Source organism: Rhizobium sp. YTU87027 (assembly GCF_050644135.1).
Taxonomy (GTDB): Bacteria; Pseudomonadota; Alphaproteobacteria; order Rhizobiales; family Rhizobiaceae; genus Rhizobium.
The window spans coordinates 1541032-1557606 of sequence record NZ_CP098440.1 but is presented as its reverse complement, the minus strand read 5'-3'; the positions used below and the strand labels follow the sequence as shown (position 1 = coordinate 1557606).

Annotated in this window: 19 protein-coding genes; 9 read left to right on the top strand and 10 right to left on the bottom strand. The window is 59.1% G+C overall.

What is annotated here, in order from left to right; genetic code table 11:
• Window positions 1–5 precede the first annotated feature (5 nt).
• The 6 genes from purQ to NBG89_RS07900 all read right to left on the bottom strand — a co-directional run bounded on the left by purQ (window position 6) and on the right by NBG89_RS07900 (window position 5498).
• Window positions 6–677, bottom strand: a complete 672-nt coding sequence (gene purQ / locus NBG89_RS07925) for a phosphoribosylformylglycinamidine synthase subunit PurQ (RefSeq protein ID WP_088694244.1) — start codon at window positions 675–677, stop codon at window positions 6–8.
• Between the two features lie 8 nt (window positions 678–685).
• On the bottom strand, window positions 686–931 hold the full coding sequence (locus NBG89_RS07920) for a hypothetical protein (RefSeq protein WP_028744592.1): 246 nt from the start codon (window positions 929–931) through the stop codon (window positions 686–688).
• A gap of 21 nt (window positions 932–952) precedes the next feature.
• Window positions 953–1195, bottom strand: coding sequence for a phosphoribosylformylglycinamidine synthase subunit PurS (gene purS / locus NBG89_RS07915; RefSeq protein ID WP_007789552.1), 243 nt, complete (start codon window positions 1193–1195; stop codon window positions 953–955).
• A gap of 33 nt (window positions 1196–1228) precedes the next feature.
• Entirely contained in the window at window positions 1229–1993 is a 765-nt protein-coding gene (purC, locus tag NBG89_RS07910; protein WP_007532892.1) for a phosphoribosylaminoimidazolesuccinocarboxamide synthase, read from the bottom strand.
• 231 nt (window positions 1994–2224) lie between these two features.
• Window positions 2225–4519 carry a putative bifunctional diguanylate cyclase/phosphodiesterase gene (locus NBG89_RS07905; protein ID WP_431322355.1) on the bottom strand — a complete coding sequence of 765 codons (2295 nt, stop codon included), beginning with the start codon at window positions 4517–4519 and terminating at the stop codon, window positions 2225–2227.
• Window positions 4520–4940: 421 nt separating this feature from the next.
• On the bottom strand, window positions 4941–5498 hold the full coding sequence (locus NBG89_RS07900; protein ID WP_431322354.1) for an RBBP9/YdeN family alpha/beta hydrolase: 558 nt from the start codon (window positions 5496–5498) through the stop codon (window positions 4941–4943).
• A 158-nt stretch (window positions 5499–5656) separates the two neighbouring features.
• Between NBG89_RS07900 and NBG89_RS07895 the strand changes: the two genes are divergently transcribed.
• Together NBG89_RS07895 and NBG89_RS07890 are read left to right on the top strand one after the other, a co-directional pair.
• On the top strand, window positions 5657–6460 hold the full coding sequence (locus tag NBG89_RS07895; RefSeq protein ID WP_431322353.1) for a DUF2189 domain-containing protein: 804 nt from the start codon (window positions 5657–5659) through the stop codon (window positions 6458–6460).
• Between the two features lie 70 nt (window positions 6461–6530).
• Window positions 6531–7028: a low affinity iron permease family protein gene (locus NBG89_RS07890; protein WP_431322352.1), complete on the top strand. Its 498-nt coding sequence runs from the start codon at window positions 6531–6533 to the stop codon at window positions 7026–7028.
• Here the strand turns inward: NBG89_RS07890 and purB are convergent.
• From purB to NBG89_RS07870, 4 genes are all read right to left on the bottom strand, one after another.
• Complete coding sequence (purB, locus tag NBG89_RS07885; protein WP_431322351.1) at window positions 7025–8332, bottom strand: adenylosuccinate lyase; 1308 nt, start codon at window positions 8330–8332, stop codon at window positions 7025–7027. The genes NBG89_RS07890 and purB overlap by 4 nt on opposite strands.
• Before the next feature lie 63 nt (window positions 8333–8395).
• Complete coding sequence (locus NBG89_RS07880; protein WP_431322350.1) at window positions 8396–8887, bottom strand: hypothetical protein; 492 nt, start codon at window positions 8885–8887, stop codon at window positions 8396–8398.
• A gap of 16 nt (window positions 8888–8903) precedes the next feature.
• Window positions 8904–9584: a ribulose-phosphate 3-epimerase gene (gene rpe, locus NBG89_RS07875; RefSeq protein ID WP_431322349.1), complete on the bottom strand. Its 681-nt coding sequence runs from the start codon at window positions 9582–9584 to the stop codon at window positions 8904–8906.
• A 38-nt stretch (window positions 9585–9622) separates the two neighbouring features.
• Window positions 9623–10705 (bottom strand): branched-chain amino acid ABC transporter substrate-binding protein, encoded by a 1083-nt coding sequence (locus NBG89_RS07870; RefSeq protein WP_431322348.1) that lies wholly within the window; start codon window positions 10703–10705, stop codon window positions 9623–9625.
• Between the two features lie 171 nt (window positions 10706–10876).
• Here NBG89_RS07870 and NBG89_RS07865 point away from each other — a divergent pair, with 171 nt between their 5' ends.
• From NBG89_RS07865 to NBG89_RS07835, 7 genes are read left to right on the top strand one after another with little or no spacing between them, the layout of a single operon-like run.
• Window positions 10877–11371, top strand: coding sequence for a flavin reductase (locus NBG89_RS07865; protein ID WP_088694462.1), 495 nt, complete (start codon window positions 10877–10879; stop codon window positions 11369–11371).
• A gap of 23 nt (window positions 11372–11394) precedes the next feature.
• The gene (locus NBG89_RS07860) at window positions 11395–12324 is read left to right on the top strand and encodes an AAA family ATPase (protein ID WP_431322347.1); all 930 of its coding nucleotides are present in this window, start codon (window positions 11395–11397) and stop codon (window positions 12322–12324) included.
• A 3-nt stretch (window positions 12325–12327) separates the two neighbouring features.
• A complete protein-coding gene (locus NBG89_RS07855; protein WP_431322346.1) occupies window positions 12328–13590 on the top strand; it encodes a vWA domain-containing protein in 1263 nt (420 codons plus the stop codon).
• On the top strand, window positions 13587–13916 hold the full coding sequence (locus NBG89_RS07850) for an XdhC family protein (RefSeq protein ID WP_431322345.1): 330 nt from the start codon (window positions 13587–13589) through the stop codon (window positions 13914–13916). The genes NBG89_RS07855 and NBG89_RS07850 overlap by 4 nt, the downstream gene beginning before the upstream one ends.
• Complete coding sequence (locus NBG89_RS07845; RefSeq protein WP_431322344.1) at window positions 13916–14620, top strand: XdhC family protein; 705 nt, start codon at window positions 13916–13918, stop codon at window positions 14618–14620. The genes NBG89_RS07850 and NBG89_RS07845 overlap by 1 nt, the downstream gene beginning before the upstream one ends.
• Window positions 14617–16251 (top strand): NTP transferase domain-containing protein, encoded by a 1635-nt coding sequence (locus NBG89_RS07840; RefSeq protein WP_431322343.1) that lies wholly within the window; start codon window positions 14617–14619, stop codon window positions 16249–16251. Before NBG89_RS07845 ends, NBG89_RS07840 begins: the two co-directional genes overlap by 4 nt.
• A gap of 3 nt (window positions 16252–16254) precedes the next feature.
• Window positions 16255–16572, top strand: a complete 318-nt coding sequence (locus tag NBG89_RS07835; protein WP_431322342.1) for a TfoX/Sxy family protein — start codon at window positions 16255–16257, stop codon at window positions 16570–16572.
• The last annotated feature ends 3 nt before the right edge of the window (window positions 16573–16575 follow it).

The following is a 16575-nucleotide window of genomic DNA, read 5'->3' as shown; positions in this document are numbered from 1 at the left end:
GAAAGTTAAGCAGCAATTACCTCGAGGGCGGAAGCGAACAGACCACGGCCGTCGGAACCGCCGTGCGCTGCTTCGATGAGGTTTTCTGGATGCGGCATCATGCCGAGGACGTTGCCCTTGTCGTTCATGACGCCGGCAATATCGTTGATCGAGCCGTTCGGGTTGGTGCCCTCCGCATAGCGGAACACCACCTGACCGTTGCCTTCGATCTTCGCCAGGGTCTCCGCGTCGGCGAAGTAGTTGCCGTCGTGATGGGCGACTGGGCTACGAATGATCTGCCCCTTGGAATAGGCGCGTGTGAAATCGGTGTCGGCATTGACGACTTCGAGCTTGACCTCGCGGCAGACGAACTTGAGGGAGGCATTGCGCATCAACGCACCAGGTAGCAGACCTGCCTCGACAAGGATCTGGAAGCCGTTGCAAACACCGAGAACTTTGACGCCCTTGCTCGCCTTTTCGATGATAGCCTGCATAACCGGCATGCGCGCGGCGATGGCACCGCATCGGAGGTAGTCGCCGTAGGAAAAGCCGCCAGGGATAACGATGAGGTCGACGTCCGGAATATCCGTTTCCGTTTGCCAGATTGTCACCGGTGCGCGACCGGAGATTTTCGTCAGTGCAGCGATCATGTCGCGATCGCGATTGAGACCCGGAAGTTGAACGACGGCTGATTTCATGAGTGCGACTAAAACCTTGTTTGTGCTTCTGCAAGTTCTCTGAGTACGAGACGCTTTTCAATACGCTCCAGCCGACCTTCGTGCCGGCCAAGGACACCATAAATACTGTGTATTTCCTGCTGCATCGAAGTCATCGTGTCGCGCATGCAATGCATTTCGCTCCTGATATCGTCAAGAGAGGCATCCAATGTGTCGATGTGCTCGTGCATTTTCGTCAACAACTCAAGCATGAGCTCTTGCGTCAATTCAGCCATCGAGTGCGCTCCACGACCAGATTAGTCGACGGAAATATTATAGTTCTCGATCACCGTATTTGCGAGGAGTTTCTCGCACATTGCCTTAAGGTCGCTCTCCGCTTTAGCCTTGTCGGCCCCTTCGAGTTCGACATCGAAAACCTTGCCCTGACGGACATGGCCGACACCATCGAATCCGAGCGCGCCGAGGGCGCCCTCGATGGCTTTGCCCTGCGGATCGAGAACGCCGTTCTTCAGCGTGACGGTTACACGAGCCTTGATCACTTTATCTTCCCTGTCTTGCTTGGCCTGAAAGTCTTACTTCACTAGTACCGGACCGGTGCCGCGCACGGGTTCGTTCTCGTTGATGATGCCGAGGCGGCGTGCAACTTCCGAATAGGCTTCCAGAAGTCCACCCATGTCGCGGCGGAAGCGGTCCTTGTCCATCTTCTCGCGGGTATCGATATCCCACAGACGGCAGGAGTCCGGCGAAATCTCATCGGCCAGGATGATGCGCATCATGTCGCCTTCATACAGGCGACCGCATTCGATCTTGAAATCGACAAGCTGGATGCCGACGCCGAGGAAAAGGCCGGTCATGAAGTCGTTGACGCGAATGGCGAGCGCCATGATGTCATCGAGCTCGGCGGGGTTTGCCCAGCCGAATGCCGTGATGTGCTCTTCCGAGACCATCGGATCGTCGAGCGCGTCGGACTTGTAATAGAACTCGATGATGGAGCGCGGCAGGACCACGCCTTCCTCGATGCCGAGGCGCTTGGACAGCGAGCCGGCGGCAACGTTGCGTACAACGATCTCGAGCGGGATCATTTCCACTTCGCGGATCAACTGCTCGCGCATGTTGAGGCGGCGAATAAAATGTGTCGGAATGCCGATCTTGTTCAGATGGCTGAAGATATATTCCGAAATGCGGTTGTTCAGAACGCCCTTGCCATCGATGACTTCGTGCTTTTTCTTGTTGAAGGCGGTGGCATCGTCTTTGAAGAACTGGATCAGCGTGCCCGGTTCCGGGCCCTCATACAGAATCTTTGCCTTGCCCTCGTAAATACGGCGGCGACGGTTCATTGCAATTGTTCTCTATCGTTGGCGCTCTTGGGATAGCGCGTGTGGATCGATCTCGTGGCGTCCCCTTAAAGGAAAAGCGAGGGTTTCACAATCCGCCTGTCACTCCTTCCCCGGAATCCGGGACTGCCGGAGTGCCGCTAAGAGAATCGAAGACTTTCTGTAAAGCAGTTTACAGGTTTTTTGCGATCAACGGAATGTGATGCGTCCCTGTCGAGCCAATCATGCAGGCCTTTATCTTTGGCCGGAACCGCTGACCGACTTACGAAGGTCCTGTTGCAGGCCACGGGCAGGGCCATCTACGCCCCGCCAGGACGCGGCCCGGACGAAAGGCGCTATCTGCAGGGCGGGCATCGGACGGGCTAGCGCATAACCCTGAAGCATATCGCAACCGAGATCGTAGAGAATGCGGACGTGGTCCATCGTCTCAACCCCCTCTGCTGTGACGAGGATATTCAGCGAACGGCCGATATCGATGATCGAGCGGACCAGTTTCCGCTGTTCTGCCGAATGTGGCAGCATGCGGATCAGTTCGCTGTCGATCTTCAAGGTTTTCGGGCTCAGCTTCAAAAGGCTGACAATGGACGCGTGGCCCGTACCGAAGTCATCGATCTCTATATCGATGCCGAGGCGGCGCAGGTGCCGGAGATTGGCGATCACGGCATCATCACAATCGTCCAGCGAGATCGATTCAAGCAGTTCGAATGAAATCGTACATGGCTCGATCTTCAAGCAGCGAAGCTTTTTCACCAGGTTCGGATCTCCCAGGCGACGCGACGACACGTTGACCGCGATCTTCGGGATGCGGAGCCCCTCATCCTCCCATCGCTTCCGGTCGGCCAGTGCTTGCTCGAGGATCAGACCGTCGATCGTCGAGACAACATCGAGATCCTCGGCAATCGCCAGGAAACGATCAGGCGCGAGCAAACCGTGTTCCCGGTGCTGCCAGCGAGCCAGAGTTTCGACGCCTGCAACCTCGAGCGTTCGTGCATGGAACTGCAACTGGTAGAAGGGAACAAACTCTCCCCGTTCCAGACCCAGCAGGATTTCGTCCGCCAGCCGCTTGCTGGCGATAATGCGGCGTCGCTCGTCGGTCGAGAAGAATTCGTGGCGATTGCGTCCGCCGCTTTTTGCGCGGTAGAGCGCTATATCCGCATTGAGCAGAAGTTGCTTGGCATCCAGCGCCGGGCCACTATCCGTCGCAATGCCGATGCTTGCGCCGAAACGGCAATCGTGACTCTCGTAGCGGATAGGCTTGCAGAGCTCGCGGATGATGCGCTCGGCCAGATTGGAGATCTTTTTCGGGGTGACGTCGAGCGTACAGAGGACGACGAACTCGTCGCCACCAATACGAGCCACGAAATCGGTCGAACGGACATTCCTCTTCAAGACCTGTGCAGCATGCTTCAACATCGCGTCGCCGGCACGGTGGCCAAGCGTGTCGTTGATCTGCTTGAACCGATCGAGGTCGATATGGAGGATCGCGAGCGTCAGGCCGGTCTGGCGACATGCGGCGGAACGCTCGTCCAGCATACGATCCAGGTAACGGCGATTGGGCAAGCCGGTGAGATAGTCATGGAGCGCCAGATGCTCGATGCTTTCCTTGGCGCCTTCGAGTTCCTTGTTTCGGGCTTCCGCGAGATCCTTGGCGCGCTGCAACTCACTATTGAGCCGCACTTCGGCGGTGACATCCCAATTCGCACCAATCAGCTTGCGGCGCCCGTCGCTATCAAGGAAGAAGGCCGCCTTTGCGCGAATGACGCGCTCCATACCGTCCTGCCTGATGATGCGGAATTCGTGCTGAAAATCGGCATTGTTGGCGATGCTGTCATTGATGGTCGCCAGTACACGGTTCCTGTCGTCCGGATGCAACGAAGCTTCCCAGGCGCTTCCGGTGCTGGCCGGTGATGTGTCAGTGATGCCGTATATTGCCAGGAGTCGGTCGTCCCAATCGACCGTGCCCAGCTCGATGTCGGCCTCGAAGACGCCGATATTAGAAATATCAAGGGCGAGATCGAGGCGTCGCGACACGTGCGCAAGCCGCTCCTGAGCCTCCTTGCGCTCGGTGATGTCGGTATCGGTACCGACTAGCCGGGCAGGCGCGCCGTCTTCCTCCCATTCGACGCAAGCGCCGCGGCACTCGATCCAAATCCAATGTCCGCCCCTGTGGCGCTCGCGATACTCGAAAATCTGATAGTCCGGGTCGCCGGCGTTCTGCCGAGCGACGGCCATTATGACGAAGTCCCGATCATCGGGGTGGATGAGTTCGATCCACGTGTCGTAATCGCCGTCCGCATCCTCGTCGGGCGCCATGCCACGCATGATCTTCCAAGTATCGGAATAATAGCGCTTGCCGAGACGAAGATTGTGGTCCCAGACACCGATGCCCGATCCGACAAGAGCGTAGTTCCAGCGGCTCTCGCGCTCCAAGAGTTCAGCACCGTTCGGTGGTGTCGTGTCGCCGTCAAACGCTGCGGCTTCAACCTTGGTCTTCGATTTGACCCGTGTATCGGGAATCGTGTGCTTCAATCTGCATACTCGCTCTTTTAGCGTGTATATATTTTTGCATTCATTGAATTAAACAGCCATTAATGTCACGAAAATAATAAGCATTTAAAAACAAATAGATATGCTCTGCCGATCCATCCATCCCGCTCTATATGCGTGTAACTTTTCCGTAACGCGCCTACACTTGGCCGGCGGCAGCCGATATCGGACTGATTGGGGAGGGACCAACATGTCTCCAGAATGGCCAATGTTTATACTGCAATGCATTGTTCTTGTGGGCTTGGCGGGCGTCCTCTTCATTCGCGGTGAGGGTGACTGACGGTTGGAGCGGCGCAAACTGTCAGCGGGTTCGCGGGAGTGCTCGCGTGAAGCCTTGAAATAGCCGGATCGCCCCAGCCTTGAAATTATGCGGCTATAAGTGAGGCGAGGATCAAACGCGCCTCTAAGACGGCTTCAAGCGGCTTAGGAACTGCGCAAACACCATTGTTCCTTCCGGCCACGGGCCATGGCCGGACTCGCTGTTGATATGCCCGGCCTCACCGGCGTCGATAAGGAGCGATCCCCAACTGGCAGCGATGTCGTCGGCGTGCTCATAGCTGCCGAAAGGATCGTTGCGGCTCGCGATCGTGATCGTCGGGAAAGGCAATGGATCCCGCGGATATGGGCCGAATGTCATCAGGTGCTTCGGCCGTATTGCCGGATTGGCAACATCGGGCGGCGCAACGAAGAATGCCCCCGCCACCTTGTTGCGGAAATGGGGAATGGCGTGGATGGCCGAGGGAATGCCAAGTGAATGCGCGACCAACACGACAGGTCGAGTTGCTGCGTTCACCTCCTCGGCGATGCGCTTCACCCAATCGTCGCGGACCGGCTTCGACCATTCGGCCTGCTCGACGCGACGCGCGGTGCTGAGCTTGGCTTCCCAGCGGCTTTGCCAGTGGTCGGGACCGGAATTCGTATAACCGGGGATGATGAGGATTTCGGCATCTGAAGCTTTCATGATGCCGCGGATGTGAGAAAGCTTGGCGGTGATGTCAAGGGAGGGTGGGACAAGGCCGGAGAAATTTGTTATGTTTTCGGCAGTGCCGGTTGCGTCTCGTATCGGCGATGTCGCCGATCCCTTCGCTGCCGGCTATCTTGGCTGAGGAGGAGAAAGCCATGACGGCATTCCATGTTATGTCGGGTGCAAGCGATGTCTATACACGCCCGGTCGTCAACAAGATCAGCGTTGCGGATGTCATAGACGCGCTTCGGCGCGGGCTCGACGATTTTCGAGAAAAGCCATCCCACTATGTATTTTTGTGCCTGATGTATCCGATTGCCGGCATCTTTCTTGCGCTCGCAACATCAAGTGCCAACCTCCTGCCGATGATTTTCCCGCTGATATCAGGCTTTGCGCTGATCGGCCCCATTGCCGCGATCGGGCTCTACGAAATCAGCAGCAGGCGTGAAGCCGGTATGGATACCTCGTGGAGGCATGCGCTTGAGGTGACGAGATCGCCGGCCTTCCCATCGATCATTGCCGGCGGGTTGCTGCTGTTTGGCTTCTTCATCGTCTGGCTCGTCGCAGCGCAGACGCTCTACTCCAATGTTTTCGGCGAGGTTTTCCCGCGCTCGATCTCCTTGTTCTTCTCGGAGATCTTCGGCACGCCTGAGGGCTTGCAGCTGATCATATGGGGACATCTGCTCGGTCTCGGCTTCGCCGTCATCGTTCTGGCTACGACCGTCGTCACCTTCCCATTGCTGCTAGATCGGGACGTCGGTCTCGTCTGTGCCATGGAAACTTCGGTCAGGGCGACTGTCGCCAATCCGGTCCCCGTCTTCTTCTGGGGTTTGGTCATCGCCGTTTCACTCATCGTCGGTACGATCCCGTTGTTTGTCGGGCTCGCCCTGGTGATGCCGGTGCTCGGCCACGCCAGCTGGCACCTCTACAGGAAGCTCGTCGCCCCGCCGGTCGTTTGACCGTCACAGAACTGGAACAGGACCACCTCTCTTGGAGTTTCGCTGAGGCGAATACCGAGGGAGGTTAGGTATGGCTACGCCGCAACATCTCTTTACCCGCTTCGCCAGCAGGACATCTGAATGGGCAGGGAGGCCGGTGACGTTTGTGCTTGCCGTCGTGCTTGTCGTTGTCTGGGCAGGGACAGGCCCACTCTTCGACTTCTCGGAGACCTGGCAGCTGGTTATCAACACAGGAACGACAATCATCACGTTCCTGATGGTGTTCGTGTTGCAGAATGCACAGACGAGGGACGCTCGCGCTGTCCAGGCAAAGCTAAATGAGATTATTCTGACGAGCCACGCTGAAAACAGGTTCATTGGAATCGAACACCTCGATGACGAGGATCTTGAGCACTTGGATCGCCTTGTCGCCAAGGCCGCGAAGGGAGTGCGCGACGAGCGAACGAAAGGCGCGCCGGAAGCCGCCAATGCGGGGGGTGAGGTCAACGAAAAGAGGGCATCTGCAAAGCCCCGGAAGCCGAAACGGAAAACGGCGCCTCGAAGGCGCCGTCCCGGTAATCCAACTTAGGCAGCGCCGAAGACGCGCCGGAAGATCGTATCAACGTGTTTGGTATGATATCCGAGGTCGAACTTTTCACGAATTTCTTCTTCGGACAGCGCGGCACGGACCTCTGCATCGGCCAGTAGTTCCTCGAGGAAGTCCTTGCCCTGTTCCCAAACCTTCATCGCGTTACGCTGGACGAGCCGGTAGGCGTCCTCACGCGAAACACCAGCCTGCGTCAGCGCCAGAAGTACGCGCTGCGAATGCACGAGACCACGGAACTTGTCGAGATTCTTGATCATGTTGTCGGGATAGACGACGAGCTTCTCGATGACACCGGCCAAACGGTTGAGGGCGAAATCAAGCGTGATTGTCGTGTCCGGCCCGATGGCGCGCTCGACACTGGAATGGCTGATATCGCGCTCATGCCAGAGGGCGACGTTCTCCATGGCCGGAACGACCGACATGCGAACCAGGCGTGCCAGGCCAGTGAGATTCTCGGTCAGAACCGGATTGCGCTTATGCGGCATGGCCGAAGACCCCTTCTGGCCCGGCGAGAAGTATTCCTCGGCTTCCAGCACTTCCGTGCGCTGCATGTGGCGGATCTCGATCGCAACGTTTTCGATGGAGGAGGCTATGACGCCGAGCGTGGCAAAGAACATCGCATGGCGGTCGCGCGGAATGACCTGCGTCGAAACGGGCTCGGGGATCAGGCCGAGCTTGGCGCAGACGTGTTCCTCCACACGTGGATCGATATTGGCGAAGGTGCCAACGGCGCCTGAAACCGCACCGGTTGCGATTTCAGCACGCGCGGCCACGAGACGTGCGCGGTTGCGGCTCATTTCGGCGAAGAAGCGCGCGAGCGTCAGGCCCATGGTCGTGGGCTCAGCGTGGATGCCATGGCTGCGACCGATGCGGACGGTGTCCTTGAGCTCGAAGGCGCGCGCCTTGAGTGCCGCAAGCAAGCGATCCATATCGGCGAGCAGAATGTCTGCTGCCCGGACAAGCTGGATGTTCAGCGTGGTGTCGAGAACGTCCGACGAAGTCATACCCTGGTGGACAAAGCGGGCATCCGGTCCGACGATTTCCGAAAGGTGCGTCAGGAAGGCGATGACATCGTGCTTGGTGACGGCTTCGATTTCATCAATGCGCGCAACGTCGAACGTAGCGGCGCCGCCTCGTTCCCAGATCGTCTTGGCAGCGGATTTCGGGATGACGCCCAGTTCGGCGAGCGCATCGCAGGCGTGAGCCTCGATCTCGAACCAGATGCGGAACTTGGTTTCGGGCGACCAGATGGCGACCATCTCTGGCCGGGAGTAGCGCGGGATCATGGCTTCCTGCTTTCGTTCATAAAAGGAATGCTGGCGCCCCTGTAGCAAAGACAGGCGGCAATCTCAACGCATGCGTTTGGCAAGCGCAATACTGGTGCCGAAAAGGCAAAGGAGACCGAGCGGAAGAAAAAGGCGAATTCCCAGCACGGCAAACTGATAGACCGCGCTGGCTCCGGTGAAGACAAATTGGAAAACCCATGTCAGGGATCCAAAAGACGCGTGCCACGCGGAGTAGAAGACCCGGTAGTCCATGGCAAAGAGAAAAGCCGTCATCAGGATGGTACCGGCGGCAAGTGTCAGGAAAAACGCTGCAAACCGCGTTTCCAGCGACCGTCGATGCGCAAGGAAGCGAGCCAAAGGCAGCATGAACGGCCATGCCAGCAGGCCGCCTGCGAAATAGAGTATCGCGAGGTCGCGCACATGCGCCGTCTCCATCCCATTTCGGAGATAGAGCGCGGCCATCGCAGACGCCAGCATTTGCATGCCCCAGAGAATGGCGCCTGCGAAGAGATCGGAAAAGGGCGGGCGAGCCGCCTTGAGTCGTTCTGAGATCAAGGACGGCTCACTTTCGTCACGGCTTGGTCTTGCCTTCGGCGGCACTTCGCAGCGCACTGATCGCGGCCTTGTAGGTCTCGACCGAACCGCCCTTGAAGATCGCCGAACCGGCGACCAGAACGTTGCCACCAGCCTTGCCGATAATCGGCGCGGTTTCGACCGTTACGCCTCCATCAACCTCAAGATCGATTGGCCTATCACCGATCAGTGACCGGGCGGCGGCAATCTTGTCAGCCATTGCGGGGATGAATTTCTGCCCGCCGAAGCCAGGGTTGACGGACATGATGAGGATCAGGTCGACGTCGTCGAGCACGTTCTCGATTGCCGAAAGCGGCGTGGCTGGATTGATCGTTACGCCAACTTTCTTGCCCAGGCCGCGCACGGTCTGAAGCGAGCGGTGGAGATGTGGCCCGGCTTCAGCATGAACGGTGATGCGATCGCAACCCGCCTTGGCGAAGGCCTCCAGGTATGGGTCAACTGGGGCAATCATAAGATGGCAATCGAAAACCGCATTCGTGTAGGAACGCAACGACTTGATCACATCTGGACCGAAGGAAATGTTGGGTACGAAATGACCGTCCATAACGTCGAGGTGGATCCAATCGGCTCCGGCTGCCGTCACGTCGCGGACTTCCTGGCCAAGTTTAGCAAAATCGGCAGCAAGGACGGATGGCGCGATGCGAATGGGCGTAGTCATTGAAGTCTCTCCGTAAAACTCATGCCGTGTGACAGGTCCTATTCGATCGGCGCACTCGGCGGGACGAACGAACCGGCGTGCCACTGCAGCATGCGGTAGGGGTTATCGGCCAATTCGTGGCCGGCATTGAAGACAACTTTTCCGATGACCGTCTCGAAGGACGTGCCGCCAATGTGCTGCGCGATGGGGCGGTCGTCCGCGCTGGCGTCCTGGGCGGCTTTCGCCGCAATCTCCACTGCTGCATAGGCAGGCAGCACATAGCCCTCGGGCTCGACGCCGCTCGCGCGAAACGCATCGACGACCGGCTTGGCTTCCGGCCGCGCGGCATAGTCGGGCAGAACTACGGCGAGAACGCCATCCGCGAGCGTAAGGGGCTGGTCGGCGGCGCGCATGGCGTCGCCACCGAGAATATCGAGGTGGATCTTTTCCGCCAGGGCATCACGCGCAATGACAGCAACGTCGCTGCGATCTCCGCCGACAAACACCTTTGTTGCCCCGGCTTTCTTCAGTCGCCTCACCAGCGCAACCTGTTGCTCCTGGCCAGGTCGATAGGTGTCGGTGAAGACGGGCTTAAGGCCTTTTTCCTCGAGGGCGTTGCGGATCGCTTCCGTAAGTTCCCGACCATGGATGGTGCCATCCTCGATCAGGGCGATCGGCGAGGCCGCCCATTCGCGTAAGATCACCTCGATGATCTTCTCCGCTTCGGCGCCATCGGCTGGCGCCAGCCGGTAGAGCGGCCAGCCATTTTTTAGAGCGTCTTCCATGAGGATGCGCGAGCGTACGGAGACGGTGATCGCCGGAATATCTGCGTCCTTCAGCTTCGGCAACGCGCCCTCGAGCGTCTCGCTGCAGAGAAAACCGATGGCGACCTGGACCTTGGCATTGATCAGCGCATCGGCGATGGCCGCACCGCTATTTTCCTCGCAGGTCTCTCCGACCGTGACGATCGTGTCGCCGTCCTGCTGGATCTTGGCAGTGGCACCGGCGATAATCTGCGCTCCGATTGGCGCGAGGTTGCCACTCTGTGGCGCTACGACACCAATCGTAAGACCACCGGCATGGCATTCTGCGGCCGCAAGGAGCAGCATCGGCAGAAGTGCTAGGCCACGCAAAGTATTCATAAAAGCTGCAGGTCCCTGTCGTTTGTCCTGCTCTTTTATCCGTCCGGCATCGATCGTCAAAGAAAAACGCGCAATCGGGAAGCTTTTCGCCTGGCTTTTGTAGAAAAGGTAACCGATCACCTTCATACTACAGGAAACAGCAAGCTGGCGAACGCCGGATGGAGAATGCATTTGTTGAATAAGCAACCGATCGATCCGCGCCTCTACCGGGATGCGATGAGCCGCTTTGGAGGCCACGTGCAGCTCGTGACGACCGCAATCGGCGAGGAGCGCCGGGGGGTTACCATCACCGCCGCTTGCTCGGTAACGGACAGCCCTGCGACCGTTCTGGTGTGCCTGAACAACAGCAATCCGAAGAACGACATCTTCTTCCGGAGCGGTATCTTCGCATTGAATACGCTTGCGGCGCACCATCAAGCGCTTGCGGATGCTTTTTCCGGCCGTACGCAGATCACAAATGACGAGCGTTTCGCGACCGGCGTCTTTGACAAGCTGGTCACCGGCGCGCCCATTCTTCACGACGCCCTTGCCTCTTTCGATTGCCGCGTCAGCGAAATCAAGGAAATGTCGACGCACCATATCATTTTTGGCGAGGTCGTGGCGGTCCGGTACAACGAGGCGAAGCCGGCGCTTGTCTATATGAACCGGGACTATCACACGCTATAACTTCCTGAAAAAAGGGAGGAAACATGCGGGATCAAGCGCATCCACCGCTGCCATCGTCGATCGACGAGACGATCGCGATGCTGGGCGATCAGGACTATTTGGCGGGGCGGGCGCTTGGAACGGTGCTTTTCCTGGCCCTAAAGATGAAGCGGCCTCTCTTTCTTGAAGGGGAGGCGGGCGTCGGGAAGACGGAGATTGCAAAGGTTCTGTCGAAGGCTTTGGGGCGACCGCTGATCCGCCTGCAATGCTACGAAGGGCTAGATATCTCATCAGCTGTCTACGAATGGAACTATCCAGCACAGATGCTGGAAATCCGGTTGGCCGAAGCGTCCGGCCTGACCGACCGGGACAGAATAGAATCCGACATCTTCTCCGAGCGATACCTGATCCGCCGTCCCGTGCTGCAGGCTTTATCCAGTGCTGATGGTCGGGCACCTGTCTTCCTTATCGATGAGCTCGATCGTACCGATGAGGCGTTCGAGGCCTTTCTGTTGGAGGTTCTTTCCGACTTTCAGGTGACGATCCCCGAGCTTGGCACCATCCGCGCCGCCGAACCGCCGATCGTGATCATCACCACGAACCGGACGCGCGAGGTCCACGACGCTCTAAAGAGGCGTTGCCTCTACCATTGGGTCGATTATCCCGATGCGCAGCAGGAGCTGGAGATCATTCGCCGAAAGGTGCCGGGTTGCAATGCCGCGCTGTCCGCGCAGATCGTTGCCTATGTGCAGAGGCTCCGGGCCCTAAATCTTTTCAAGAACCCGGGAGTTGCTGAAACGATTGACTGGGCGACGGCGCTGACGGAACTCGACCGTCTGGCGCTCGATCCGGAAACGATTTCCGATACGATCGGAACACTGCTCAAATACCAGGACGATATCGCGCGCATTCAAGGCAGCGACGGCGCGAAAGTCTTGGACGACATAAAGAGCGAACTGCAGGCGGCAGGATAACGGATGGATCCGACAAGCGGACAGGATGGGATCGTCGTTCCGCCCCCTCCGGTCGGCGACGGTCGGTTTGCCGACAACATCGTCTTCTTCGCCAGAGCATTGCGAAAGGCCGGCATGAAGATCGGGCCGGCGGCGATCGTTGATGCCATCGAGGCGGTAGAGGCAATCGGCATGGGGTCGCGCGAGGAATTTCACGCAGCACTCTCGTCCGTCTTCGTTAAGCGGCACGAAGACAAACCGGTCTTCGACGAGGCGTTTCGCCTTTTCTGGCGCTCACGCGATCTTGTCGAGAAGATGATTGCGATGATGTCACCACGGGCGCCAGACACTCGCGCGAAGGAGAAAGCAAAGCCCGGCGAAAGCCGCGCCGCCGACGCCTTGCTCGGCGAACGTCGAGACAACAAGCCGCCGCGCGACGAGCCCGACATCGAGATAGACGCGCGCTTCACCATGTCGGGCAACGAGGTTTTCCGGCGGATGGACTTTGCGCAAATGTCAGCGACGGAGATTGCCGCCGCCAAGAAAGCGCTCGCGAAGCTGCAACTGCCACTGGATAAGGTGCCCACTCGGCGCTTTCGGCCATCGCATGTCCACACGCGTGTCGATCCGCGTGCGACCATGCGGGCGGCACTGCGTAGCGGGGCAGGGCTCATTCTTCCGCGATATCGTGAGATCCGCGAGGTCCAGCCGCCCTTGGTGGTTCTTGCCGACATCTCCGGCTCCATGAGCCAGTACACGCGCATCTTTCTCCACTTTCTCCATGTGCTGACGGAGAAGCGCCGGCGGGTTCATACCTTCCTATTCGGGACACGCCTCACGAATGTCACCCGCCAGATGCGACACAAGGATCCCGATGAAGCAATGGATGAATGCGCGGCGGCCGTAAAGGATTGGTCCGGAGGAACTCGGATCGGAGAAACGCTAAAGGAGTTCAATCGGCTATGGGCTCGGCGGGTACTCGGGCAAGGCGCGATCGTGCTGCTTATCACCGACGGGCTGGAGCGCGAGGGAACGGATCTGCTCGCAGCCGAGATGGACAGGCTGCATCGCTCCTGCCGGCGTCTCATCTGGCTCAATCCACTGCTGCGCTTCGATGGCTTCGAGCCGCGAGCGCGTGGCGTGCGGGCGATGCTTCCGCATGTTGACGAATTCCGACCGGTTCACAATCTATCATCCTTGAGCGACCTCGCGGAGGCACTCGGCGCGACCAGATCGAGCACGTACGATCCGCGCCGATATCTTGAAACCTTGAAAGGCATCGCATGACAGGGACATCCTTTGACCTTGATCCACTGATGATGGCGGAAGCCTGGCGAAAGGGCGGGCGGGACGTTGCTATTGCCACGGTGATCGAAACGTGGGGATCGGCGCCACGTCCGGCGGGGAGCCATCTGGTGATCGACCGGGATGGCAATTTTGAGGGATCTGTATCGGGCGGTTGCGTCGAGGGGGCCGTTATTGCCGAGGCTTTGGACGTGATCGCCGATGGCAAAGCAAAGATGCTCGAATTTGGCGTGGCCGATGAAACCGCGTGGCGGGTCGGCCTTTCCTGTGGTGGCCGCATTCGCGTTTATGTTGAAAGGCTCGATTGATGGATGCCGCAAATCTTGCGCGGCTCAATGACGCTCGCCGGGCTCGCCGGGCTGCCATACTGCTGACCGATCTCGGGAGCGGTAGCGATAGCGTCGTCATCGAGGGAGATTCTGTAGAGCCTTCGCTACAGGATGCCGTCGAGGCTGCCTTGCGCTCCGGCAAATCGACGGCAATCGACGTCGACGGACATCGCTATTTTCTGAACGTGCATTTGCCGCCGGCCCATATCGTGATCATCGGTGCCGTTCACATCAGTCAGGTCCTCGCGCAGATGGCATCTCTCGCCGGCTTCGATGTGCTGATCATCGATCCGCGAACGGCTTTCGCCACGCCAGAACGGTTCCTCGGCATCGACCTGACTGCGGATTGGCCGGTTGATGTCCTCAAGGATCGTCCGCTGGACGCCTATACCGCGCTCGTCGCAGTGACGCATGATCCGAAGATCGACGATTTCCCGATTGCCGAGGCATTGCGGATTGGCTGTTTCTACGTCGGTGCCCTCGGGAGCCGCAAGACGCATGCGGCGCGACTGGAACGGCTGCGCGCCGATCGCGTGGACGAGGCGGCACTCGGCAGGATCAGCGCGCCGATCGGGCTGCATATCGGCGCGGCGAGCCCCGCCGAAATCGCGGTCGCCATTCTCGCCGAGATCGTCCAGACGCTGCGGACACGGGCCGTATCGCCGATTGGTGACAAGAAATGAAATTCGGTTCGTTTTCCCTCGATGCCGCCGACGGCGTGATTCTCGCGCATGCGGTCAAACTTGCAGGCGGCAGCTTGCCAAAAGGTCACAGGATCGACGCCAGTGATATCGTGAGGCTGCGCGGCGAAGGCATAGAGCATGTGATCGCGGCGCGCATGGAGCCGGGCGACATCGGCGAGGACGAGGCGGCGAAACGACTTGCGCAGGCCGTCGCGCCCGACCACCTGCGCTTCTCGGAGGCCTCCACCGGGCGGGTGAACGTGTATTCGACCGTTGACGGTCTGTTTGTCGCAAGTCGCGGTACCGTTGACCGGCTGAACAGGATCGACCCCGCCATAACGCTTGCCTGCTTGAACGACCATGTGCCAGTTCGGAAGGGCGATATGGTTGCAACATTCAAGATCATTCCGCTCGCCGTTTCTGGCGCAAAACTCGACATTGCGTGCGAGGTCCTGCGGGCCACATCCGCGTTCGAGGTGAAGCCCTTTGCCAGCCGATCGGTCTCTCTGATCGCAACTGAGCTGCCATCGCTGAAGCCAGCGGTGATGGATAAGACCGCCCGCGTGCTTTCCCGCCGGCTGATTGCATCAGGCAGTCATCTCGTGAGGGAAACCCGGGTTGCTCATCGGGCGCAGCCGGTTGCAAAAGCACTGCGAGAGGTTGCGAGCGCGCCCGATGAGGCGCCAAAACTGCTCATCCTTTTCGGCGCGTCCGCCGTGATCGACGACGAGGATGTGATCCCCGAGGCCATCCGACAGGCAGGCGGCGAAGTGGTGCAGGTCGGCATGCCCGTGGATCCGGGCAACCTTCTCGTTCTTGGGCACATCGGCGACATTCCCGTAATCGGGGCGCCGGGATGCGCGCGCAGCCCGAAAGAGAATGGCTTCGACTGGGTACTCGATCGGGTCCTAGCCGGTGAACAGCCAAGCGCAATCGACATCAGCGGCATGGGCGTGGGAGGTCTTCTGATGGAAATTCAGACGCGGCCAAGCATTCGTGAAGCGGAGGCGCGCTTTGTCCCCGCCGGCAATATTGTGACCGTCCTTCTCGCCGCCGGCAAGGCCAGCCGGATGGGCGAGGGCGGTCCACACAAACTGCTCGCAGAGTTTGACGGCGTGCCGCTCATTCGCCGATCGGTGATGACCGCGATCGGCAGTCGGTCGTCGTCGGTCATCGTCGTGACCGGGCATCGCAAGAACGACATCGAAGCAGCACTGTCCGGGCTGAAAGCGACGACAGTTCACAATCCGGATTATGCGTCTGGCATGGCCTCGTCGCTCGCCACAGGCTTTTCCGTTGAGCAGGCGCGGGAGGCGGATGGAATCCTGGTGATGTTGGCCGATATGCCGGGCGTCTCCAGTGGCGATCTCGATGCACTGATCAGAGCGTTCGAGCAATCGAGCGGCCACTCGATCATCCGTGCGGTGTCCCGCGGCAAGCGGGGCAACCCCGTAATCATCCCGAAGTCGCTATTCGATGAGGTCATGAGGCTGGAAGGTGACGTTGGGGCGCGGCATATCATCGAAACGTCAGGCGTGCCTGTGGTAGACATCGACATCGGCGATGCGGCGCATCTGGATGTGGACACGCCGGAGGCCGTCGTTGCGGCGGGTGGAATTTTGAAGGGTTGAGGGATGGATGCGGCAGCGATCGAAGAAATGTTTCAGGGGCTTGGCCCCGTCACTATCAAACGGATGTTCGGCGGCAAGGGAATCTACCACATGGGCCGGATCGTTGCAGTCGAGGTGCGCGGTGAGATGCTGCTGAAAGCCGACGAGCAGAGCGCGCCCGAATTTGCCGCGGCAGGGGCGACGCAATGGGCATATGAAGGCAAGAAGGGAAACCCGGTGAAGATGCCATATTGGTCGATCCCGGACGATGCCTATGATGACCCCGACCTTATGGCGCGGTGGGTACGGCTTGCCTATGAGGCAGCGCTCCGTGCGGAATGAAGC